The organism is Novosphingobium profundi (assembly GCF_018491765.1).
GTDB classification, from domain to species: Bacteria; Pseudomonadota; Alphaproteobacteria; order Sphingomonadales; family Sphingomonadaceae; genus Novosphingobium; species Novosphingobium profundi.
In genome coordinates this window covers 176,228-198,149 of sequence record NZ_JABWCU010000013.1, presented here as the reverse complement: position 1 = coordinate 198,149, position 21,922 = coordinate 176,228, and the positions used below count along the sequence as shown (strand labels likewise).

Here is a 21,922-nt window from a genome sequence, read left to right as displayed (position 1 = left end):
ACACCTGACGGTGCGCGTCGTCGTCCGTGGGCCCCTCCTATCGACTACCGGGATAACCGCCAGACTACCGAAAGGTGGGGTCAATATTGGACGCCGATAGGGGGTCAGTTTTGCGCGCCGGTTGACAGCTTGTTCGCCGGGAGATGGTCGAGGCTCGTTTTCATAGGCACAGACTCGCGCCTAACATCCTTGCTGCCAAGTGCAAAATGATGGCGGCCGGGGCCCTGTGGGCTCCGGCCGCGCGTGTATCACCATCCCTTGCGTTCCTGACGCCGCAGGGAACAGGCAATCATTTCGATTGCATGGGCCAGATGGGTTTCGGCCTGCGCGTTCGAGATATCAAGTTCGTCCGCGATCCGGGGCACGTTCAAGCCTTCGATGCGGGCCAGACGAAAGGCCGCGTGCTCGGCATCGGGAAGCGAGGCCATCGCGCGCATATACCGCCGGTGCCGGGGATCGGTGACTTCCGCAAAGGCGCCCCTGAGCGACACCTCCCGGATACGCTGGACGAGAAAGGCAAGAGGCCGGATCATGCCGCATCCTCCCCGAAGGCAAGGAGGTAATCGGCGGCCTTGCTGGCGGCACTGGCCGCGCGAAAGATCGCCTTTTCGTCCTCGCGCAATACCGTGAGCCACGCACCGATATAGTCGGAATGCCGCACGCTTGGCGCGATCCCCAAGGAGGCACAGACAAAGGCGCTGGTCATCTCGGCGACCAGTTCCTCCCGGCCATACTTCGAGGAACGATAGCGGCCCGATTGGTCCCGGTTGAGGCGGGTAGGATGCCCGGTCCAATGCCCCAGTTCGTGCAGCGCCGTGCGGTACCAGTTGATCGGATCGGGGAAAGCAACCTGTGGCGGCACCATCACGAAGTCTTCGGCCGGAGCATAGTAGGCCTCGCGCCCGCCAATCCGGAAGTCTGCGCCTGACAGCGTGATGATCCGGTCGGCCTCGATCCGCGTCATGACTGGGTCGGACACGCTCGGGGCCGCCCCGGCCTCGATGGGAAGCCCTTCACACTGATCGAGATTGAAGACCGTGAACCGCTTGAGAAAGGCCACGGTGCGCGCGTCGCGATCCTCGCTCCGGGCCTTTTGCGCCTCGTCCTTGGGCGTGAAACGATCGGCGTAACAAATGACCGTTCCCTTCTCCCCGCGCTTGACGTTGCCACCTGCCTTCTCGGCCTGCTTATAGGTAAGCCAACGCTGCGAGGAATAGCCGCCCCCGATCCCGGCCGCCCACAGGATCAGCACGTTTATGCCGCTGTAGATGCGCCCGGTTACTCCGTTGTTCGGCATCGTCACCGGGCACCGCGCTGCGTCCCACGGCTGCATCCATGGCACGCGGCCTTCCTCCAGCTCGGCAATGATCCGGCTCGTGACCTCTCCATAGAGGCTCTGACGGTTGTCCTTGGACATGCTCCTTCACTCCTTCCTTCAACCGCCATTGACCGGCGCCAGGGTGGCGGGGGGCGGCAGGAGCGAACCAGCAGCCCCGCCGGCAAAAGGCGGGGCGCACCTGCAAGGCCGTAACAACGTGAAGGACCCGAGAGCGCAGCGGACGGGTTGCGCCCCGTCGAGGCGGGGCTATCGGGCAGCGACGCCCTCCGCCACCTTGGAGCCGACAAAGGCCAACGCCGCCGCGCGGGTCAGCGCGGCGACACTTGAAGGGATGCAAGCCGTATCCCGCCCCTGACAGGGATCGTGACGGCTCTGGCGACGAGACGGCGGCGCAGCCGATGGCTCGGTTGGGCGACAGCGAAATAGAGCCCGGCCGCGCTAACGGCGCGGGTCAGCCATTGTTTCAAAGGATCGCAAAACAACGAGCTGGTGGTAAATCCCACGGCTTCATTTTCGCAAGCTGCTTATGCCTCCTCGTATCGCCAGCGGACCAGTGGTAGCTTCGATTGCGCGGAACTCTCTTCATCTGTAACGGCAGCCGCGTACGGGCCATTGAAGTCCTCACGAGTTAGCAATGTACGACGCCAGGCAAGTTGCCAACTATCTACTGGACTGCGCAGAGGATCGCGGAGTGGTGCTCACTAACATGGGCATACTCAAACACATCTACTTTGCTCACGGCTGGCACTTGGCCTCGTTCGATTCGCCGCTGATTTCGAATCGCATTGAAGCTTGGGAGTACGGGCCCGTCATCAAGGTCGTTTATAACAGCTTCAAGGTTCACGCAGCAGGGCCGATTACCAGCCGTGCGACCATGATGGATCTGGATACGGGCGAGGTCACGGAAGCACGAGCAGACTTCTCTGCTGAAACCGAAAAGTTGCTTCGCTCCACCTTGCGGTATTACTCAGGCTTTGGTGCTTTCGAGCTCTCCGATTTGACGCACGTTCGCGGCGGTCCGTGGGATCAAGTCTGGAATGCCAAGGATGGTAAAGTGCGGCTGAATATGGAAATTGCGAATGAGTCCATTCGCCGGCACTTCATTGCGCAGGGGAAAACGGCAACTGTGCAGTAGTCGCCATCTTTGTTCCACTTCCGCAAGATGGTAAAGATCCGTTCATGACGTTAGCGATTCCCCCACTTCAAGACGTGGTCAGGTTGACTGGTCATGACGTTGAAACGACAGCTGCCAATCTCAGGCGCTACTATCGCACCAGCGGACCTGTCTGGGGGTATACCCCGGCCAAGCGTGTGGCGAAGGCCGTTTTCAGTTCTCCCATTCCAAGAGAGGCCGCCGTTCGTGCATGCGGCTTGACCGGCAATAAGCAAGGGCGGCCACACAACGAGGAAGTCGGAGGGCTGATCTGGGATGCGGCGCAAGGGCACAACGATCTAATTTGTCATTCGCTCTCCCCACAACGGCTCAACTTGCGTCCCGACTTCGCGATCAACGTCGATCCTCTGTTTTTCTTCCGAGAGAACGGCAAGACGACATTTTTCTATCTCCAGCCTCGGCGTAAGCATGTGCCTGGGCGCGATGGTTTGCGCATGATTGCCAGCACGATCATGTCGCTCTTTGCCGTTGATCAATTCCGTGATGCGGACCTGCTGTTGCTTGATCTAAGTGCCCCCAAAGGCTGCGATAATCGTCGTATGAAGGTATACGACCTAACCGACCTTCCCCTTCTGGAGCCTACTGAAATGGAGAGATTCTTTCAGAGGTTTGTCGATGCCTACGACATTCTTACGGCCGAAGGGGTGACCCGTAAGGAACGGACCAAGAAGCCGCCAGCTGATCGAGGAGACGACTTGTTTGGTGGCAGCTTGCCAGCCTAGAATGGGGCCTGAATTTTAAAGAAAGGCGCCTTTTCTCAGCTTCTTGGTGTGGAAATAGGTTGCTGTCATTGGCGTTTGAAAGCGCTCTTTGGCGCTCCTTCGCCGCGCATCTCGTCGAGATAGTCACTCCACCATTGGGCCATCTCGACTCGTTCCTTCCAGTGCGCCCCTCGGTGATACGCCGCCCGGATCCGGTCGCTGTCTCCATGCGCCAGTGCGCGTTCGATCGCATCGGGATGCCATTTGCCACTTTCATTGAGCAAGGTTGAGGCCATGGCCCGAAAACCATGGGCGGTCATTTCGTCGCTCGCGTAGCCAAGTCGGCGTAGCCCGGCATTGATCGTGTTGTCGCTCATTGGTCGTCGGCGTGACCGAATGGACGGGAAGACGAACCCTGTCGGACCGGTCAGGGCGTTCGCGTCCTTCAAGATGGCCAGGCTCTGACGCGACAAGGGGACCATATGGTCTTTGCGCATCTTCGTCTTGGCGGCAGGTATTCTCCAGAGCGCACTATCGAAATCGAATTCGGACCAGTCAGCATGGCGCAGTTCACCAGGGCGAACGAAGACGTGCGGCGCCAGAAGCATCGCCAACTTGGTCAAAGGCTGGCCCTCGTATCCATTGATCGCACGCAGCAGTTCGCCGACGCGTTCCGGCTCGATGATTGCCCCATAATGCGTGACCGTGGGCGTAGTCAGGGCGCCACGAAGGTCGCGGGTCGGATCGGAGGAGATGCGAGCCGTCGCTACGGCGTAGCGAAAGACCGCGCCAGCGAGTTGGAGCGTGCGACGGGCGCTTTCCAGTTGTCCCTTCTTCTCGATCCTGCGAACCGCAGTCAGCACGTCTATCGGTTCAATGTCGCCGATCGGCATGGTGCCGATCGATCCTCGCAGCAACGAGAGCAGATATTCGCTTCGATTGGCTGTCGCAGGGGCCCAGGCCTTAACCCCGTCGCGCTTGCGCTTGGCACAGTACTCCTCGGCGATGGCGGTAAAGGTCGTTGCCGTAGCCAGTTCCGCGCGCATTTTTTCGCGCCGCTTTTCGATCGACGGATCCCGACCATCCGAAACCAGTTGCCGCGCGTTGTCCCGGCGTCGCCGCGCTTCGGCGAGACCGACCGTTGGGTAGGTGCCTACGGCGAGCGCCTTCTCCTTGCCGTGGATTCGATATTTCACCCGCCACAGCTTTCCCCCGGTCGGCTTCACCAGCAGAAACAGGCCAAGAGCGTCGCCAAGCTTGTAGGCTTTCTCTCGGGGCTTGGCGTTTCGGATCGCAATGTCGGTAAGTGGCATATTTCTGCGCCTTTCCCGCTTGGGGACCCCCACGGTGGGGGTCACTCTCATTGGACAAGACGCCGAAACCCCAAAGTACCCCCAAAAATTTCTGCATGCAGGCGGAAACGGGCGGCCACGTCCGGACAAGACAGGGCTCTAAAGCCCCGGATTTCAGGGCTTTTATACCATTTCTCGGAAAATTTCGGAAGGGAGGCTGGAGCGGGTGAAGGGAATCGAACCCTCGTCGTCAGCTTGGGAAGCTGCTGCTCTACCATTGAGCTACACCCGCGGCGCAGTGGCGATTGCACTGGAATGGCGTTTGGGTCAATGGGGATTGCAAGCCACGAAGCAATTGCGTGAAGGCGGGCGCTGACCTGCCGGACGTCCCGGGAGAGTGAGATGATGCCGACAGCCCCCTTCGCCGCGCGCTCGTGGCTGTTCGCACCCGGCGACAGCGTGCGCAAGATGCACAAGGCGATGGAGGGCGAGGCGGATGTGGTCCTGCTCGATCTCGAGGACGCCGTCGTGCCCGAGGCCAAGGCCGAGGCCCGCGTGGCGGTGCGTCGGCTGCTCGACGACAACCCGGCACAGCGCCACCGGCTCTGGGTGCGTATTAATCCGCTTTCCGGCGGCCTTGCACTCGAAGACCTGGCGGCGATCATGCCCGGGCGGCCGGGCGGGATCATGTTGCCCAAGGCCGAGGGGCGCGAGGATGTCGAGGTGCTGCACCGCTATCTCGAGGCACTGGAGGCGGCCTTCGGGATTGCGCCGGGCACCACGCGACTGATCGTTCTGGTGACCGAGACCGCCCGGGGCATGTTCCACTGCGGGGATTACGCGGGGGCGCCGCGCCTGGCCGCGATGACCTGGGGCGCCGAGGATCTGGCCGACGCGCTGGGCGCGTCCGCGAACCGGGAGCCGGACGGGGCGTATTCGTTCACTTACGAGATGGCGCGCAGCTTCTGTCTGCTGGGCGCGGCGAACGCGGGGGTCCTGCCGATCGAGACGATCTGCGCGGACTTCCACGACCTCGAGGCGCTGCGCAGGCGCGCCGGGCAGGTCCGGCGGCAGGGCTATCGCGGGATGTTGGCGATCCACCCGGCGCAAGTTCCCGTGATCAACGCGGCCTTTACCCCGAGCGACGCGGAAATCGCGCAGGCGCAGGAAATCGTCGACCTATTTGCCGCCCATCCGGGGCAGGGGGCGCTGCGCTGGAAGGGCACGATGGTCGATCGTCCCTGGCTGGAGCGGGCGCGCCGGTTGCTGGAACAGGCCTGTAGACCCTCGTAGAAACCACTGGTTTCCCGTCAGAAGTTCCTTTTCGCGGGCAATGCTATCGGCGTCGTCGCACGCGATGGGGCGTGCCTGAAAAAGAGCGCCACGATGGTCCTGTTGGGAAGTCTGAAGATTCGCACCGTCACCCTGCTGGCAACGCTGTTGATCGCGTTGCTGGCGCTGATGAGCGGGGCCATGGCCCTGCGCTTCATCGACCGGTTGGGCGGCAGCCTGTCCTATTCTTCGGACAATACCGTGCCCAGTCTCGCGGTGATGGGCGATATCGCCCAGGCCCAGGCGACGGCACGCATCCTGATCTCTCAGCACATCCTGGCCGATACGCGCGGCGAGACCCAGCGGATCGACGGCGAACTCGCCGCTGCGATAGCGCGCACCGACAAGGCCTTTCAGGAATACGACACCCTGGTGTCCGATGCGCGGGAGGCGAAGCTTTTCGCCGACCTCAAGGCGAGCTGGCGCGAATGGAAGGTGGAGCTGCAACCCGTGCGCGCGGTCTCGCTGGTGCTCCGGAACGACGAGGCGACGCGGCTTTACAACGGTGCGCTCAAATCGATCGGCTACCGGCTCGACAAGCAGGTCGACGACGAGTTCGCCTACAACGTCGAGATTGGCAACGAGGCGGGCAACAAGGGCAAGGCGACCGTGGCCTCCTCGTTCGACTGGATCGTCGGGTTGCTGGTGCTGATCGGACTTGCCTGCGTGAGCGTGCTGGCGCTTCTGTACAACCGCGTGATCCGTCCGCTGGCGGCGCTGACGCGGGCGATGGAGGAGATGGCGCGCGGCAATCTCGACACGGCCGTTCCGGGGCGTGAGGGGCGCGACGAGATCGGCGCGATCGCCCGGGCGCTCGAAGCCATCAAGGAGGCCGTGGCCGAGCGCGCGCGTCGCCGTGCCGAGGAACAGGCTGCGGCACAAAGGGTGGTCGTGGACGAACTCGCAGCGGGCCTCGGCGCGCTCAAGGGCGGCAAGATCGATTGCGCGATCACCACCCAATTCCCGCCGGATTACGAGCGGCTGAGGACCGATTTCAACGAGACGATTTCGCGCCTTGGCGAAGTCCTGGGCGAAGTGGCGGAGGCTTCGGGCAACGTCAACAACGGCGCGGGCGAAATCGCCAGCGCGGCCGACGATCTGGCCAGCCGCACGACCGCGCAGGCGGCCGCGCTCGAGCAGTCGGCCGCGGCGGTGCGCGAACTGCGCGAATCGGTGGCGGACACCGCCCGCGTCGCCAATGATGCGCGGCAGAACGCGCTCGAGACCGAACATGAAGCCGAAGAGGGCAGCCAGATCATGGTGCGCGCCTCGAACGCGATGGAGGCGATCTCCAAGTCGAGCCAGCGCATGGCCGAAATCGTGACCCTGATCGATGGGATCGCCTTCCAGACCAACCTGCTCGCGCTCAATGCCGGGGTCGAGGCCGCGCGCGCGGGCGAGGCGGGCAAGGGCTTCGCCGTGGTCGCCACCGAAGTGCGTGCGCTGGCCGAGCGTTCGGCCGAGGCCGCGCGCGAGATCAGCGGGATCATCCAGACCAGCGGAGGCGAGGTGGGCAATGGCGTCGAGATGCTCGAGCGTACGCGCGAGGCGCTGGGCAAGATCGTCGTGCGCACAGGCGAGCTGGCGAACATGATCGGCAAGATCGCCGACTCGGCCAACGAACAATCGAACGCCATCGGGCAGGTGGACCAGGTCGTGGGCCAGATGGATACGACCACGCAGCAGAACGCGGCGCTGGTCGAGGAATCGACCGCAGCCTCGCGCAGTCTGGCGCAGGAGGCGCAGCGCATGGGGCAACTGGTCGGCCGGTTCGACCTTGGCAGTTACGCGGCGCAAGGCCGCACGGGCGGTGTCGTAGAGCGGATGCCGATGCGCGGCCCCGCGCCGCGCCGCGCCGTCTCTGCGCCGGCACAGGGCAATCTGGCGGTGCAGGAGGACTGGGCCGAGTTCTGATCAGGCCGCGGCGGTGCGGCTGGGGTTGCGCGCGCGATCGCGCAAGTTTCGCTCGATCTCGATCAGGCGCTGTTTGCGCCAGAGTCCGCCTGCGTAGCCCGTCAGCGAGCCGTCGGCGCCGATCACGCGGTGGCAAGGGATCATCAGCGCGATCTGGTTGGCGCCGTTGGCGCGTGCGACCGCACGCATCGCCGAGGGACGACCGATCTGGCGAGCGAGCTCGCCATAGCTGCGCGTTTCGCCCGGAGGGATCGTGCGCAGGGCTTCCCAGACCTGCCGCGTGAACGGCGATCCCGCCATGGCCAGCGGAGTCTCGAAGGTGCCCGATTCGGCGGCGAAATAGCTGGCCAGTTCGTGCGTGGCCTGTTCGGTGGGGGCGAGCAGGCCGATGCCGATCCGCTCGTTGGTACCCTCCTGCAGTTTCCTCAGTTCGGCGGGCAGGCCCTTGCGGTCGACGAATTCGAGCAGGTGCAGGTGGCGCGCGCTCGCCACCGCGATCATGTCGCCGAGCGGCGTAGGGATCCAGTGCGCGCGCATCAGGCCTTCGCCGGGGCTCAAGTCGGCGGGTGCGCAGCCGAGCAGGCGGGCGAAGGCGGCGCGAAAGGCGCTGGGCGATTCGAAGCTCGCCTCGAGCTGCGCCTCGATCACCGCGCCCCCCGCGGCAAGCGTCGTGAAGCCCTCGCGCAGGCGGCGCTGGCGCGCCATCTCGAGGAACGTCATACCGTAGTGGCGTTTGAAGGCGCGCCGCACGGTCGAGGCGTCGAGGCCCATCGCGGTCACGTCGCCCTCGCTCCAGCGTCGTCCCGGCTGGCGGTCGAGCGCGGCGAGCAAGGTGGCGATCACCGGTTCGGCCTTGGCGGCAGCTTCGAGCGGGTGGCAGCGCTTGCAGGGACGAAAGCCTGTTTCGATGCACTCGCCGATCGTGGCGCGAAAGGTGCAGTTCTCGGGCAGCGGCTTGCGCGCCGGGCAGGTCAGGCGGCAGAACACGCCGGTTGTCGATACGCAGACGAAGGCCTGCCCGTCGTAGTCCGGGTTGCGGGCCAGCAGGGCCTGGTAGAGCGTGGCGTCATCGGGGAGGTCGAACAGCATGGGTCTGTTCTAGCACCCCTCGGGCACTGGCGCCGCCTGATTTCGGGCGTCTATTCTTTTGGCCGTGCCCGCGCCCGAAATCGCTCATGCGTTGTGCCTCGAAGGAGTGGGAAATGAATTTATTTACGTGAATAAATAATCATGACATTCTCGCCTCGACGACAGACGGGAGAGAGACCGCCATGCATTTCGCCGAGGCCATCGCCACCGGATCGGTCCGCCCCGATCAGGCCTTCACCTTGTTCGACGCGCTCGAGCCCGTCGATGTCGGGTTTCTAGCGGGTACCTGGCGAGGCCGCGAGTTTCCGAGCGGGCACCCCATGGACGGATCGCTGGAATGCAGCGGCTGGTACGGCAAGCGCTTCACCGACAGCGAGAGCGTTGACCCGCTGCTGTTCCACGACGCGGCGCGTAGCGGCTATTTCGTGGCCGACCCGATCGGCGTGGCGCAGGCGCTGGCGCAAGGCGTGCGCGACCTCAGCGCCATTCGCAAGGCGATCGAGGCGCCCGCACCGGCGGCGCGGCTGCGCAGGGTCGAATACCGAGGGGTGCTCTCGGCCGCGATGGTCTACGACCGGCTGCCCGTGATCGACCATTTCCGCCGGGTCGACGAAGTGACGCTGCTGGGCGCGATGGATCGGCGCGGCGATCCGGGAACCTATTTCTTCGTGCTGGACCGCGAGGGCTGAGGCGCACACCTTGCGATCCCTGCCCGCCGGGCCCGAGGCGGCAGGGATCGGAATAGGCGGGCTTACTTGGCTTCGGCGATCAGCTTGAGCGCGTCCTGGCTGGTCCAGTCGTTACTGCCGATCCAGCGCCAGACTTCCTTGCCGTCCTTGTCGAACAGCACCGTGATTGGCAGGTTGCCACCGTACTGGAAGCCGAGATCGCCCTGCTCGTCGAGCCAGGGCTCGATGTTGTCGAGCTTGCGGCGGTGGAGGATCTCGACGACCTTGTCGGGCTGGCCCATGTCCTGCGAGATCGGCAGCACCTGCACGCCCAGCTCGTCCTCGCGGCCGATCAGCGTGTTGAGCGTGGGCAGCTCTTCGACGCAGGGCGCGCACCAGGTCGCCCACAGGTTGATCAGCAGCGGCTTGCCCTTGAGCGAGGTCAGGTCGAGGCTCTCGCCCGACTGGTCGACCAGCGTGATCGTGGGCATCGGCTCGCCCTTGTGCGAGCGATCGAGCTTGCCTTGCACGGGCGGTGTGACGGCCGCCTCGCCGTTGCCGCCTGCCGGTGCTTGCGAAGCTGTCGGTTGCGCGTCGGGTGCGCTTTGCCTATCGCAACCCGCGATCAGCAGGGCACAGGACCCGGCAAACGAATACAGGACGAGCGACTTGAGCGATTTGGATAGCGGCGCAGAGGGCACGGTGGGGGGCTCCAACCAGATGTGGGGCGGACGGTTCGCAGAAGGACCGTCGGCGATCATGCGCGAGATAAACGCCTCGATTCCCTTCGACAAGGCTCTGTGGCGTCAGGACATCGCGGCCAGCAAGGCGCACGTCGCGATGCTCGGCGCGCAGGGCATCGTCACGCCCGCCGACGCCACGACCATTTCCGAGGGCCTCGATGCGGTCGCCGCCGAGTACGAAGTCAGCGGCGTCCCTGAGAACTGGGACCTCGAGGACATTCACATGACCACCGAGTCGCGCCTTGCGCAGCTGATCGGTCCGGTCGCCGGGCGCCTGCACACCGCGCGCAGCCGCAACGACCAGGTCGCGACCGATTTCAAGCTCTGGGTGCGCCAGGCGATCGACGAGGTCGATGCCGGGCTCGAGGCGTTGCAGGTGGCGCTGGTGACCCGCGCGGGCGAACATGCGGCAAGCATCATGCCCGGCTTCACCCACCTCCAGACCGCGCAGCCGGTGACGCTTGGCCACCATCTGATGGCCTATTACGAGATGATCGCGCGCGACCGTTCGCGCCTGGCCGACAACCGCCGCCGCATGAACCGTTCGCCGCTGGGTTCGGCGGCGCTGGCGGGGACGGGCTTCCCGATCGATCGCCACATGACGGCCAGCGCGCTCGGCTTCGATGCGCCCACCGACAACAGCCTCGACACCGTTTCGGACCGCGACTTCGCGCTCGATTATCTGATGGCGGCGGCGCAGTGTTCGCTCCACCTCTCGCGCCTTGCCGAGGAATTCATCATCTGGGCGAGCCAGCCCTTCGCCTTCGTGCGCCTGCCCGATTCGCTCTCGACCGGCAGCTCGATCATGCCGCAGAAGAAGAACCCCGACGCGGCCGAGCTGGTGCGCGGCCACGCCGGGCGCATTGCCGGGTGCCTGACCGGGCTGATGATGACGATGAAGGGCCTGCCGCTCGCCTATTCGAAGGATATGCAGGACGACAAGCCGCCCGTGTTCGAGGCGCATGGCCTGCTCGCGCTCTCGATCGCGGCGATGACGGGCATGGTCGCCGAGACCACTTTCCGCACCGACCGCATGCTCCAGGCCGCCGAGATGGGCTTCGCCACCGCGACCGACCTTGCCGACTGGCTGGTGCGCGAGGGCGACATTCCCTTCCGCGAGGCGCACCACATCACCGGTGCGGCGGTCAAGCTGGCCGAGACACGGGGGCTCGCGCTCGACAAGTTGCCGCTGGCAGACCTGAAAGAGATCGACAGCCGCATCGACGAGCGCGTATTCAAGGCCTTGTCGGTCGAGGCTTCGGTTGCCGCGCGCGCGTCGCACGGCGGCACGGCGCCCGATCAGGTGCGTGCGCGCGTGGCCGAGGCCCGCGCCGCGCTCGGCTTGGCCTGAAGCAGGGCCGCAAGGAGTGACGGGAATGCGCAAGGTGGCGGCTCTTCTGGTTCTGGCGGCGCTCGCGGCCTGCGGGCAACGCGCGGACCTCGCGATGAAGGCGGGCAAGGAGCTGCCGCCGGCCCCCTATGGGCGCGCCGAGCGTCCAGGCGCCAACGAGCTGCTCGAAACGCCCACGCTCGCCATTCCCAAACGCAGCGTCGAGCTGCGCACCCGCTCCGAACAGCGCGAGGACGATCCGTTCGACCTGCCGCCGCCCGAAGCCGTGCCCAGCGACGCAGCCACGCCCACCCCATCGACCGACTGATTTTTCCGACAGGAACCCCATGGACCATTTCCAGCTGATCGACGGCGAGCTCTGCGCCGAACAGGTGCCGCTTGCCGAAATCGCGCGGCACGTCGGTACCCCCGTCTACGTCTATTCGCGCGCCACGTTCGAGCGCCACGCCCGTGTCTTTCGCGAGGCGCTTTCGGGCCTAGAGAAGGTGCACATCGCCTTCGCGGTGAAGTCGAACCCCAACCTTGCCGTGCTGCGGCTGCTTTCGCGCGAAGGCTACGGGGCCGACGTCGTCTCCGAGGGCGAGATGAACCGCGCGCTCGCCGCCGGCATGCCGGCCGCCGACATCGTCTTCTCGGGCGTGGGCAAGTCGAAGCGCGAGCTCACCGCGGCGGTGAAGGCGGGTATCGGCCAGTTCAACCTCGAGAGCGAGGAAGAGGGCGTGGAACTCGCCGAGATCGCCGCAGCTCTCGGCCTGACGGCGACGTGCGCCTTGCGCGTCAATCCGGATGTCGATGCGCGCACCCACGCCAAGATCTCGACCGGCAAGGCTGAGAACAAGTTCGGCGTCGCCTATGACCGCGCGGGCGCGATCTACGCGCGTCTTTCCGCGCTCGAGGGGCTGAACATGCGCGGCCTCGCCGTGCACATCGGCAGCCAGATCACCGATCTCGAGCCTTCGCGCGAGGCTTTCGTCAAGATGGGCGTTCTGATGGAGGACTTGCGCGGGCAGGGCCTTGCCGTCACCCACATGGACCTCGGCGGTGGCCTTGGCGTACCCTACAAGGGCGAGGAAGACCTGCCGACCCCGGCCGACTACGGCGCGATGGTGGTCGAGGTGACGAAGGGCTGGAACGCGACGATCATGTTCGAGCCGGGCCGGGTGATCTCGGGCAATGCGGGGGTGCTCGTTTCCGCGGTGATCCGCGTGAAGGAGGGCACGAGCGCGCCCTTCATCGTCGTCGATGCCGCGATGAACGACCTTGCGCGCCCGGCGATGTACGATGCCTGGCACGATTTCGCGGCCGTCAAGCCAAGCGGCGAAACCTGGCAGGCGCACGTCGTCGGCCCGATCTGCGAAAGCTCGGACGTCTTTGCCAAGAACCGTAAGGTCGACGTGGTCAAGGCGGGCGATCTCGTCGTGTTCCGCACGGCGGGCGCCTATGGCGCGACGATGGCCAACACCTACAACAGCCGCGCGCTGGTTCCCGAAGTCATGGTCGATGGCGACGCCTGGGCGCTTGTCGCGGGGCGCATCGAGCCCGAGACGATCCTCGCCGCTGAAAGCGTGCCCGACTTCCTCGCCTGATTGAGCGCGCCGGGAAGGCTTGGTAAGGAGCGGCGATGATCGACGCTCTCCCGCTCTTCCACGCCGTCAGGGATCGCCCTGTGCTCGTACTCGGGAGTGGTGAGGCGGCCGTGGCCAAGCGCCGCCTGGTCGAACGCGCGGGCGGCCTCGTCGTCGACGATTTTCGCGAGGGGCTGCTGCGCGGCGCCCGGCTGGCCTTCATCGCGCACGAGGACGAGGAACGCAGCCAGCGCGATGCGCGCCGCGCACGCGCGGCCGGCCTGCTCGTCAACGTCACCGACCGACCCGCCTTGTGCGATTTCACCGTGCCCTCGATCCTCGACCGCAACCCGGTGCTCATCGCCTTCGGGACCGGCGGAGCCTCGGCCGGGCTGGCCAAGCAACTGCGGTTGCGCCTCGAGACGCTGCTGCCGCAGTCGCTCGGCGCGCTCGCCCTCGCGCTGAAGGGCGCCCGCACGGCCTTGCGCCAACGCTGGCCCGATGCAGGGGACCGGCGCCGCGCGATCGACGCCGCGCTCACGACCGGCGGCCCGCTCGATCCCTTGCGCGAGGACAGCGCCGAGAAGGTCGAGGCCTGGCTCGCCGGTTCGCTGTCCGTTGAGGCCAGTGGCCTCGTCGAAGTCGCTCTTGCCAGCCTCGATCCCGACGACCTCACGCTGCGCCAGGCCCGCCTCATCGGCGAGGCCGACGTGCTCGCCTGCGAACCGGGTATCCCCGAGGCCCTCCTCGTGCGCGCCCGCGCCGATGCGGTGCGGCGCGATTTGGGCTTTGGGGACACGATCGAAGCGGAGGACGGCCTCACCGTCGTGCTGCGCGCGCCCAGAATCTAGAAAAGAGATCTTTCGAGGGGCATGGCCCCTCGAGCTTCTGATACCGTCGCGGGCAATGGGCGCACAACGGGTCGTGCCTGGAGGTGAGGTCGACGGTTTGGGGTCAAGGGGCGATGGCCCCTTGTATCCATTCAATAGCCTGATCGGACGATACGCCGATTCGCGGCGAGGCGCGTTGCATCGTAGGGGCTCTCGTTCCACACGTTGCCCGGCGGATCATAGCGGCACACGAGGTACTCGTAGCGGGCGCTCTGCGCGAGGGCGCAGCCGACCGCGCTCGTGCGGGCCCAGATCATCTGGGTGTAGTGGCCCACGCGGTGAAAGTTGGCTTGCCAGGAACGCACGCGCCGAAACTGGGCTTTCTCGTTTACCCAGCCCGAGACCATATCCTCCAGGCGAAAGGCGCCGCGCGTACCCATCCAGAGGTTTTCACCCTCGCTCGTGTTCGCGCCGTCGTGCTGGAACACGCCCGATGCGGCCAGCCTTTCGGCCCAGGTGCGCGCGTCGCGGGCAAGGCGCGCGCTCCAGAGCAGAGCAGGCGCTCCCACCGCGGCGCGTTCCTGGTTGTGAAGCGCGAGAACGACCGATTGGAAGCCCGCGTCATCGCGCGTTGGCGCAGGGCCGGATGCGGCCAGTGCGGCGGCGGACAGGATGCCAAATACCATTGAAAAATCCAAACTCGCGTCGCGATGGCGTCGTTACGCGCAAGTTCCTGACAATTTTCCGAACGGCTCTATCTTAATCCCACGACCGTTAACAATTTCCCTTGGCCGTCCCCGGGCGGGCGCGAGGAGGGGCGTGCAAACGTGCCGGGTTAGAACATCCCCCCCGCAAGCCCGTCGATGGCGGCTTGGAGGATCACGGCGGCCGCCGCGCTGTCGATGCGTTCCTTGCGCTTGGCGCGGCTCATGTCCTGGTCGAGCAGGCCCCGTTCGGCGCCCATCGTCGACCAGCGCTCGTCCCACAGCAGGATCGGCAGGCCGAGCGCGGCGAGGTTGCGGGCATAGGCCCGGCTCGATTGCGAGCGCGGGCCTTCGGTGCCGTCCATGTTGAGCGGCAGGCCGATGACGATGCCCTTGATCGAGCGCTCTGCGATCAGCTCCGTCAGCGCCGCCCTGTCCGCCCCGAACTTGCCGCGCTTCAGCGTCTTGCCCGGCGAGGCAAAGCGCCAGCCCGCGTCGCAAAAGGCGGTGCCGATGGTCTGCGTGCCCAGATCCAGCCCGAGCAGCGCGCCCGCATCGGGCAGCGCGCCCCGAAAGTCGAGGACGCTGGTGGTGACGCCGAGGGGGTCGCTCACGGCGCGGGCTTCACGTTGGGCACGCTCTGTTCGGGTGCGGCGTCCTGCTGCGCGATCCACGCGGTCAGCCGCTTGCGGGCATCGGCGCGCAGGTTTTCCCAGAACAGGGTGATGTCGTAGACGTGGTAGTTGTTCCCCGGCAGCACGTAGTCGCCCATGTCGAGCTTGGGCGGTGGACCGATGTGGAGGAAGCCGTCGAGTTCGCAGGCGGCGGGAACGGCCTGCGCGACGAGCGTGCCGGTCTTGTTCGCGAAGTCGGGGACGAGCGTGCCGGTGTTGCCGCTGGCGTCCGCCGAGGCGCCTTGCGATCCGGTCAGCGGGTTGGTGCACAGGAACGGGCTGCCGGCGAGCGCCGCGCCGTCGAGGCCCTTCTGGCGCGCATAGCCCTTGAGCAGCGCGCCGGTGTCGGCGGGATCGGCGACGGAGAGCCAGGAGAGCACGCAGCCGGCCTGGTTGTCGCTGGTGCAGGGCGGCAGGCCCATCCTGGGCAGGTCGTGCGCGAGCGAGACCGGCCAGCCGGGCATGTAAACCGCCGCGATGCGCGCGGCGAGCGGCGTACCCGCGACGCGGTCGCGCAGCAGGCGGCGCATCAGCAACGCGCCCTGGCTGTGCCCGACAAGGATCACCGGTCCCTCGGGATTGGCCTTGAGGAACGTGTCGAAGGCCTGCGTCACGTCCCCATAGGCAAGGTCGAGCGCCTGCTGTGCCTCGGGGCGCTCGGTGAAGAAGGCGCCGATGGTGGCCTGGCGGTAGCGCGGGGCCCAGACGTCGCCCGCGGCAGTGAAGGCGCTGGCCATGGCCTGGGTGAACAGCGCGGCGCGGGCGTTGGCCTCCGCGTCGTCGAGCGGGGCGTTCCAGTGCGCCTTGGTCATGTAGCTGGTGGGGTGGACGAAGAACACCGCCGCGCGCGCCGAGCCGGCGGGCGCCTTTGTCGCCCCCTTGGGCAGCCAGCGCGCAGGATCGTTCGCAAGCCCGGGGCGCGCGATCCACATCTCGGGCTTGTCCCAGGCACCTTGCGCCATGGGCGCCTGTGTCTCGAACGTGCCCGCGGGCACGAAGGTGAACTCGGTCAGCTCGTCGGCCCAGAACGTGAGCGCGAGGCGCGCGGCCACGAAGAGCACGAGGAGGACGGCGACGACGTAGAGGAACTTGCGGGCCATGGCGTTATCCTCTTGCGCGCCGCTCGGGCGCGGTCAAGCTTTGAGCGCAGGCGGTGGCCAGCTCAGTTGAGTCAGGCGGGGGGCACGGGGCGGTTGCGCGCGGCCTCGCGCTCGAGCCAGATCTTGATCATGGCGACCAGCGGGTCGGCGAGGGCAAGGCCCAGGATGCCGAACAGGACGCCCATGATCAGCTGCGCGGCGAGCACGAGCGCAGGCGGCAGGTCCACCGTCTTGCGCGCGATCATCGGCACGATGAGATAGCCGTCGAAGAGGTGGATCAGAACGTAGACGAAGAGCGTATAGAGCCCCATCTCCATCCCGCCCGAGAAGCCGACGAGGATCATGATCGCGCCCGAGATCGGTGCGCCGATGTTGGGCAGGAAGGCCAGTAGCGCGGTGATCAGGCCGAGCAGCGCGGCCATCGGCACCCCGTAGGTCTGGAGCAGAATCCAGGTGAACAGGCCCTCCAGCGTCATCCCGATGACCCGCCCGAAGAGCAGTCGGCGCAGCGCCGCGCCCATTGCCTGCGCGGTGCCCTCGAAGTGGTCGCGCCGGTCTCCCGGCAGCATCCAGGCAACGCCCCGGCGGTAGAGGCGTGGCTCGAGCGCGAAGTAGATGCCCAGCACCAGGATCAGGAACAGCGTCGCGAAGGCGCCGAGCAACCCGCCGACGACCGCCGTCACCTGGCTGATGCCGCCCATCGCCTCGCGCGCGATCGAGCGCAGGTCGACCGCGGTGACGTTGATGCCGTGGTCGCGCAGCCACGCGAGCGCGACATGGTACTGGCCCTCGATGGTCGCGGGCAGCTCGGCCGCCTGGACCGCGATCTGGCTGCCCGCAAAGCGCGCCACCCAGGCGACGGCCAGCAGCGCGAGGGCCAGCACGATGCACACGCACCAGCTTCGTCCCAGCGGCACCACGCGCCGCAGCAGCCGCGCGCCGCCGTCGAGCAGCGCGCCGAAGACGATGCCCCCGAAGATCACCAGCAGCGATTGCGAAAGGAACACCGCCAGCGCGAAGAACAGCAGCATGCCGATCCACACGAAGGCCTTGCGCGCCTCGCTGCGGATCAGTGGGTCGGTGATGTCGGTGGGGCCGACGCGGTGGACGCGCGGCGCGAGCGGGTGATGTCCGTTGGCAATCGCGGCTGCCTCGGCGGGCGCGAGGGCAGGTGCCTCGGTCGCGGCGGGAACGGCCGGTTCGGGCGGTCTCCCCGCGTCGCGGGTCACGGCGCGGTCGGGCTCGCCTCGATCGGCGGGCGCAGGCTGGTGAAGGCGCGACCCTCGCGAAGCGCGCTCCACCAGGTCAGCGGGTTCCAGGTCTGGGTGCCGTCGAGCGAGAACGTGATGAACTCGGCGCGCCCGCCGATGTCCGAGAGCGGCACCGGCCCGCCGAGCCCGCCACCGGCGACGCCCCCCCAGTTTTCGAAGGGGGCGCGGCTGTCGGCCGACCGGTCGCGGTCGTCGCCCATCAGGAAGACGTGGCCTTCGGGCACTTGGATCTCCGGGAAGTTGTCGAGGCGCTGGTTCATGTAGTCGATCACGTTGTAACGCGCGCCGTTGGGCAAGGTTTCGCGGTAGGTCGGCATTTCGTAGACGATCCGGCCCGAAGGCAGGCGGGCGCGGAAATCCTCCCAGCCGTCGTAGCAATGGCCCTGTTCCTGCCCGTCGCACTGGAGCTGGGGGTCGGCCGCGATCGGCGTGGGGGGCACGACCTCGCGCGGGATGAAGCGGCCATTGAGGCGGATGCGCCCGTCGATCACCGCGATGCGGTCGCCGGGCCGGGCGACGACGCGCTTGATGAGGTCTTCCTTGCGGTTGCCCGGCACGACGATGACGATGTCGCCATATTCGGGCGTCTTGCCCAGCAGCCGCCAATCGGAACGGGGCAGGGCGTGGAAGCTGATCGAGGACCAGTTCCAGCCGTAGGCGTACTTGGAGACCACCAGCCGGTCGCCCACCAGCAGGTTGGGCATCATCGAGATCGAGGGGATGTAGAACGGCTTGGCGATGAACGAATGGAACGCCAGCACGCCGACCAGCATCAGCACCAGGCCGCGCACCTCGCGCCACCAGTCGACCTTGCCTTCCTCTTCAGGCGTTTCGGTCCTGGGGGCGGCGGGCGAAGAGGGGGTATCGGTCATGGTCTGGGGCAAGAAGTCTACTCGGGGCTTGAGACGGGGCTTGAGCCGGGGTTCGTGTCGGGACTTGTGGCGGGCGCGACGGGACGGGCTTCGATCACGACGAAGGCCTGGGCCCATGGGTGATCGTCGGTGAGCGTGAGGTGAACCACGGCTTCGTGACCGGGCGGTGTCAGCGCCTCGAGCCGCGCCTTCGCGCCGCCTGTCAGCGCCAGCGTGGGGGCGCCGGAGGGGGCGTTGACGACGCCGATGTCCTTCATGAACACCCCGGCCTTGAACCCGGTTCCGACTGCCTTGGAAAAGGCTTCCTTGGCCGCGAAGCGCTTGGCCAGAGTGCCCGCGACGGTGTGCGGCCGGCGCGCGGCCTTGGCGCGTTCGGTCTCGGTGAAGACGCGGTTGAGGAAGCGCTCGCCATAGGTTTCGAGCGAATGGGCGATCCGCTCGATGTTGCACAAGTCCGACCCCAGACCGACGATCATCGTCCGTTCCTCCTCTCGCGCAGCCGTGCGACGAGGGTGAGCACCGGGCCCGAAAGCACGAAGACGGCGAAGCCCCAGCCGACCATGCCCAGCCCCGAGAAGATCGGGTGGGGTTCGAAGGGGCGCCCGGCCCTGGCGTCGTTCCACAGGGCGAGCGCGGTCATCGCGCAGGCGACGAGCGGCACGATCACGAGGCACACGCGCCGGATACGCCGGCGCAGGAGATCGAGATCGGGGTGCCGGGTGCTCACCGCACCTCATCCATCAACGCGCGCATCTGGCGGATGCTTGCCTCGAGGCCGGTGAAGATCGCCTCGCCGATGAGGTAGTGGCCGATGTTGAGCTCGGCGATCTGGGGGATGGCCGCGATCGGCTGGACGTTCTCGTACGTAAGGCCGTGCCCGGCGTGCGGCTCGATCCCGTTCTTGGCGGCGAGCGCGGCCATGTCGGTGATCCGGCGCAGCTCGCTCGCTACCTGTTCGCCTTGGGCGTGCGCGTATTCGCCGGTGTGCAGCTCCACCACCGGCGCGCCCAGCTTCATCGCCGCCGCGATCTGGTGCGGCTCGGGACCGATGAACAGGCTGACGCGCACCCCCGCCTCGGTGAGGCGTCCGACGATCGGGGCCAGCTGGTTGTGGAGGCCCGCCGCGTCGAGCCCGCCTTCGGTGGTGCGCTCTTCGCGCCGCTCGGGCACGATGCAGGCCGCGTGCGGACGGTGCTTGAGCGCGATCGCCAGCATTTCCTCGGTCGCGGCCATCTCGAGGTTGACCGGCAAGCCGGTCGCGTCCTGGACGCGCTGGATGTCACCGTCGAGAATGTGGCGGCGATCCTCGCGCAAGTGCACGGTGATCCCGTCGCCGCCCGCCTGCGCCACGATCCGCGCGGCGCGCGCGGGATCAGGATGGAGCCCGCCGCGCGCGTTGCGGATGGTGGCGACGTGGTCGATGTTCACGCCGAGGCGCAAATGCTGGGGAACTAGGACACTGGACACGGGAGGCAGACCTCGGACTGGGGGAGCGGGATCAGGGCTGCTGGCGGCTGCCCGGCTTGATCGCGGGGGTGGCGGCAAGCTCCGCGGGCAGTTCGTCGGGCGCGTACGTCGGGAAGCTGAGCGCCACGAGCGGGAAGTAGGGAACGCCGAGGTCCACCGCGCCCGCCGAACGGTCGACCAGCGAGGCCGCCGCGATCACTTCGCCGCCCGCGTCCTCGATCGCCTTGATCGCCTCGCGGCTCGACTTGCCGGTGGTGACCACGTCCTCGACCATCAGCACCTTGTCGCCCGGATCGAGCTCGAAGCCGCGGCGCAGCTCGAAAGTGCCGGTGGGGCGCTCGACGAACATTGCATCGACCTGCAGTGCGCGGCCCATTTCCTGGCCGATGATCACGCCGCCCATGGCCGGCGAGACGACCTTCTGGATCTGCTTGCGGATATCGTGGGGCAGCGTCGCGGCAAGTGCGACGGCGAGCCGTCCGGCGCGGTCCGGGTTCTGGAGCACGCGCGCGCACTGCAGGTAGTGGGCGCTGTGGCGGCCCGAGGAGAGGAGGAAATGCCCTTCCAGCAGCGCCTTGCTGGCGCGGAATTCCGCGAGGACCTCTTCTTCCTGCATGACGGTCAAATCCTTTTCATCAAAATGGCGGTTCGGGTCCGTAACGGACCACGCAAACTCAAAAATTCCCTAGTGGCGCTTGAGACGCGCAGCAAGCGCGCGTATAGGCGGATTTGGAAGGGGGGCAACAGCCTCCGCATTTGGGGAGCGTGCAGGCGGGGCGATTCGCGTGTGCGTTTATAAAAGAAACGGAAGCGCTATAACGATGATATCCGGCCATATCGCCCGTCGTGCACGCCTTTGGGGAAGGGCCTGCATTTTTTCCGCATCCGCTGTCTTCGCCGTTCCCGCCCTCGCGCAGGAGACGGGAAGCTACACGCCGATGAAGCCCGTCGAGGGCGTCGGCATGCCGACGGCAGGCGGGCTCGGCTTCCAGCAGCAGTTCTCGCCCCTGGGCGAATACGGCCTGTGGATCCACAACGGCATCCTGATGCCGATCATCACCGTGATCACGCTCTTCGTCCTCGCGCTGCTCGTCTGGGTAGTGGTGCGCTACAACCGCCGCGCCAACCCGGTCGCCTCGCGCACCAGCCACAACACCGCGATCGAAGTCATCTGGACGATCCTGCCGGTGTTTATCCTGCTCGGCATCGCGATCCCCTCGATCGACCTCATCGCCAAGCAGTACAAGCCCGCACCCAAGTCCGCGCTGACCATCAAGGTCACCGGAAACCAGTGGTTCTGGACTTACGGCTACCCCGATAATGGCGATTTCGAGGTCGTCTCCACGATGCTCAACATTCCCGGCCAGCCGGTGGTCAACCCCGGCACCCGCGAAGTGGGCTCGGAGCCCTGGGACGGCCCTTCGCACCTTGAGGTGGACAACCGCCTGGTGGTCCCGGTGGGTGAACCGATCCGCCTGCAGATCACCGCAGCCGACGTGATCCACTCCTTCGCGGTGCCCTCGCTCTGGTTCAAGCTTGACGCGGTGCCCGGCCGCATCAACGAAAAGGTGCTCTTCGTCGAGAAGCCCGGCGTCTACTACGGCCAGTGCTCCGAGCTGTGCGGGGCCAAGCACGGCTATATGCCGATCGCGCTCGAGGCGCTGCCGCGCGACAAGTACAACCAGTGGGTGCTGACCCACGCGGGTGCGGTGATCGACGGGCAGAAGGCTCCGGCCGAACCCGCCGCCGCCGAGCCGGCAGTCGAGACGGTCCCCGCCGAGGCGACCGAGGCCGCCGCCACCGAAGCCGTCAGCTGACGGCCCCGCGAACGCAAGG

General features: G+C 66.5%; 24 protein-coding genes and 1 tRNA gene. 10 read left to right on the top strand and 15 right to left on the bottom strand.

Going from position 1 to position 21,922, the window contains the following annotated elements; genetic code table 11:
- Positions 1 to 248 precede the first annotated feature (248 nt).
- Together HT136_RS16520 and HT136_RS16515 are read right to left on the bottom strand one after the other, a co-directional pair.
- Positions 249 to 533 carry a sigma factor-like helix-turn-helix DNA-binding protein gene (locus HT136_RS16520; protein WP_214200895.1) on the bottom strand — a complete coding sequence of 95 codons (285 nt, stop codon included), beginning with the start codon at positions 531 to 533 and terminating at the stop codon, positions 249 to 251.
- The gene (locus HT136_RS16515) at positions 530 to 1,417 is read right to left on the bottom strand and encodes an ArdC family protein (RefSeq protein ID WP_214200894.1); all 888 of its coding nucleotides are present in this window, start codon (positions 1,415 to 1,417) and stop codon (positions 530 to 532) included. The genes HT136_RS16520 and HT136_RS16515 overlap by 4 nt, the downstream gene beginning before the upstream one ends.
- Before the next feature lie 556 nt (positions 1,418 to 1,973).
- On the opposite strand from HT136_RS16515, the gene HT136_RS16510 reads away from it, so the two are divergent.
- The gene (locus HT136_RS16510) at positions 1,974 to 2,474 is read left to right on the top strand and encodes a Panacea domain-containing protein (protein WP_214200893.1); all 501 of its coding nucleotides are present in this window, start codon (positions 1,974 to 1,976) and stop codon (positions 2,472 to 2,474) included.
- Positions 2,475 to 2,518: 44 nt separating this feature from the next.
- A complete protein-coding gene (locus HT136_RS16505) occupies positions 2,519 to 3,235 on the top strand; it encodes a hypothetical protein (RefSeq protein WP_214200892.1) in 717 nt (238 codons plus the stop codon).
- A 65-nt stretch (positions 3,236 to 3,300) separates the two neighbouring features.
- Here the strand turns inward: HT136_RS16505 and HT136_RS16500 are convergent, their stop codons facing one another.
- Positions 3,301 to 4,527, bottom strand: coding sequence for a tyrosine-type recombinase/integrase (locus HT136_RS16500; RefSeq protein ID WP_214200891.1), 1,227 nt, complete (start codon positions 4,525 to 4,527; stop codon positions 3,301 to 3,303).
- Between the two features lie 197 nt (positions 4,528 to 4,724).
- A tRNA-Gly gene (locus HT136_RS16495) sits at positions 4,725 to 4,798 on the bottom strand.
- Between the two features lie 110 nt (positions 4,799 to 4,908).
- Between HT136_RS16495 and HT136_RS16490 the strand changes: the two genes are divergently transcribed.
- A complete protein-coding gene (locus tag HT136_RS16490) occupies positions 4,909 to 5,799 on the top strand; it encodes an HpcH/HpaI aldolase/citrate lyase family protein (RefSeq protein ID WP_425516899.1) in 891 nt (296 codons plus the stop codon).
- Positions 5,800 to 5,892: 93 nt separating this feature from the next.
- Positions 5,893 to 7,752 (top strand): methyl-accepting chemotaxis protein, encoded by a 1,860-nt coding sequence (locus HT136_RS16485; protein ID WP_214200890.1) that lies wholly within the window; start codon positions 5,893 to 5,895, stop codon positions 7,750 to 7,752.
- Here the strand turns inward: HT136_RS16485 and HT136_RS16480 are convergent, their stop codons facing one another.
- Positions 7,753 to 8,841 carry a bifunctional transcriptional activator/DNA repair enzyme AdaA gene (locus HT136_RS16480; protein ID WP_214200889.1) on the bottom strand — a complete coding sequence of 363 codons (1,089 nt, stop codon included), beginning with the start codon at positions 8,839 to 8,841 and terminating at the stop codon, positions 7,753 to 7,755.
- A gap of 182 nt (positions 8,842 to 9,023) precedes the next feature.
- Here HT136_RS16480 and HT136_RS16475 point away from each other — a divergent pair, with 182 nt between their 5' ends.
- Entirely contained in the window at positions 9,024 to 9,530 is a 507-nt protein-coding gene (locus HT136_RS16475; protein ID WP_214200888.1) for a DUF4334 domain-containing protein, read from the top strand.
- Positions 9,531 to 9,592: 62 nt separating this feature from the next.
- Here the strand turns inward: HT136_RS16475 and HT136_RS16470 are convergent, their stop codons facing one another.
- Complete coding sequence (locus HT136_RS16470) at positions 9,593 to 10,210, bottom strand: TlpA family protein disulfide reductase (RefSeq protein WP_343222219.1); 618 nt, start codon at positions 10,208 to 10,210, stop codon at positions 9,593 to 9,595.
- A gap of 19 nt (positions 10,211 to 10,229) precedes the next feature.
- Between HT136_RS16470 and argH the strand changes: the two genes are divergently transcribed.
- Genes argH through HT136_RS16450 form a run of 4 tightly spaced genes read left to right on the top strand, consistent with a single transcriptional unit; the run spans position 10,230 to position 14,019 of the window.
- Positions 10,230 to 11,603: an argininosuccinate lyase gene (argH, locus tag HT136_RS16465; RefSeq protein WP_214200886.1), complete on the top strand. Its 1,374-nt coding sequence runs from the start codon at positions 10,230 to 10,232 to the stop codon at positions 11,601 to 11,603.
- 25 nt (positions 11,604 to 11,628) lie between these two features.
- Positions 11,629 to 11,910: a hypothetical protein gene (locus HT136_RS16460; protein WP_214200885.1), complete on the top strand. Its 282-nt coding sequence runs from the start codon at positions 11,629 to 11,631 to the stop codon at positions 11,908 to 11,910.
- Positions 11,911 to 11,929: 19 nt separating this feature from the next.
- Entirely contained in the window at positions 11,930 to 13,189 is a 1,260-nt protein-coding gene (gene lysA / locus HT136_RS16455; RefSeq protein WP_214200884.1) for a diaminopimelate decarboxylase, read from the top strand.
- 35 nt (positions 13,190 to 13,224) lie between these two features.
- Positions 13,225 to 14,019, top strand: a complete 795-nt coding sequence (locus tag HT136_RS16450) for a precorrin-2 dehydrogenase/sirohydrochlorin ferrochelatase family protein (RefSeq protein ID WP_214200883.1) — start codon at positions 13,225 to 13,227, stop codon at positions 14,017 to 14,019.
- Positions 14,020 to 14,150: 131 nt separating this feature from the next.
- On the opposite strand, the gene HT136_RS16445 is transcribed toward HT136_RS16450, so the two are convergent.
- The 9 genes from HT136_RS16445 to pyrE form a co-directional block, all read right to left on the bottom strand.
- Positions 14,151 to 14,684: a CAP domain-containing protein gene (locus HT136_RS16445; RefSeq protein WP_214200882.1), complete on the bottom strand. Its 534-nt coding sequence runs from the start codon at positions 14,682 to 14,684 to the stop codon at positions 14,151 to 14,153.
- Between the two features lie 149 nt (positions 14,685 to 14,833).
- Positions 14,834 to 15,316 (bottom strand): Holliday junction resolvase RuvX, encoded by a 483-nt coding sequence (gene ruvX / locus HT136_RS16440; RefSeq protein WP_214200881.1) that lies wholly within the window; start codon positions 15,314 to 15,316, stop codon positions 14,834 to 14,836.
- Complete coding sequence (locus HT136_RS16435) at positions 15,313 to 16,476, bottom strand: DUF3089 domain-containing protein (protein WP_214200880.1); 1,164 nt, start codon at positions 16,474 to 16,476, stop codon at positions 15,313 to 15,315. The genes ruvX and HT136_RS16435 overlap by 4 nt, the downstream gene beginning before the upstream one ends.
- A 71-nt stretch (positions 16,477 to 16,547) precedes the next feature.
- Positions 16,548 to 17,705 (bottom strand): AI-2E family transporter, encoded by a 1,158-nt coding sequence (locus HT136_RS16430; protein ID WP_343222218.1) that lies wholly within the window; start codon positions 17,703 to 17,705, stop codon positions 16,548 to 16,550.
- Positions 17,702 to 18,619, bottom strand: a complete 918-nt coding sequence (lepB, locus tag HT136_RS16425) for a signal peptidase I (protein ID WP_214200879.1) — start codon at positions 18,617 to 18,619, stop codon at positions 17,702 to 17,704. The genes HT136_RS16430 and lepB overlap by 4 nt, the downstream gene beginning before the upstream one ends.
- Positions 18,620 to 18,636: 17 nt before the next feature.
- Positions 18,637 to 19,095: a holo-ACP synthase gene (gene acpS, locus HT136_RS16420; RefSeq protein ID WP_214200878.1), complete on the bottom strand. Its 459-nt coding sequence runs from the start codon at positions 19,093 to 19,095 to the stop codon at positions 18,637 to 18,639.
- Complete coding sequence (locus HT136_RS16415; RefSeq protein ID WP_214200876.1) at positions 19,092 to 19,346, bottom strand: hypothetical protein; 255 nt, start codon at positions 19,344 to 19,346, stop codon at positions 19,092 to 19,094. Before HT136_RS16415 ends, acpS begins: the two co-directional genes overlap by 4 nt.
- Positions 19,343 to 20,086: a pyridoxine 5'-phosphate synthase gene (locus HT136_RS16410; RefSeq protein WP_214200875.1), complete on the bottom strand. Its 744-nt coding sequence runs from the start codon at positions 20,084 to 20,086 to the stop codon at positions 19,343 to 19,345. Before HT136_RS16410 ends, HT136_RS16415 begins: the two co-directional genes overlap by 4 nt.
- Positions 20,087 to 20,117: 31 nt before the next feature.
- Entirely contained in the window at positions 20,118 to 20,702 is a 585-nt protein-coding gene (gene pyrE, locus HT136_RS16405) for an orotate phosphoribosyltransferase (RefSeq protein ID WP_214200874.1), read from the bottom strand.
- 322 nt (positions 20,703 to 21,024) lie between these two features.
- Here pyrE and coxB point away from each other — a divergent pair, with 322 nt between their 5' ends.
- Positions 21,025 to 21,903 (top strand): cytochrome c oxidase subunit II, encoded by an 879-nt coding sequence (gene coxB / locus HT136_RS16400; RefSeq protein WP_246543787.1) that lies wholly within the window; start codon positions 21,025 to 21,027, stop codon positions 21,901 to 21,903.
- Positions 21,904 to 21,922: the final 19 nt, after the last annotated feature.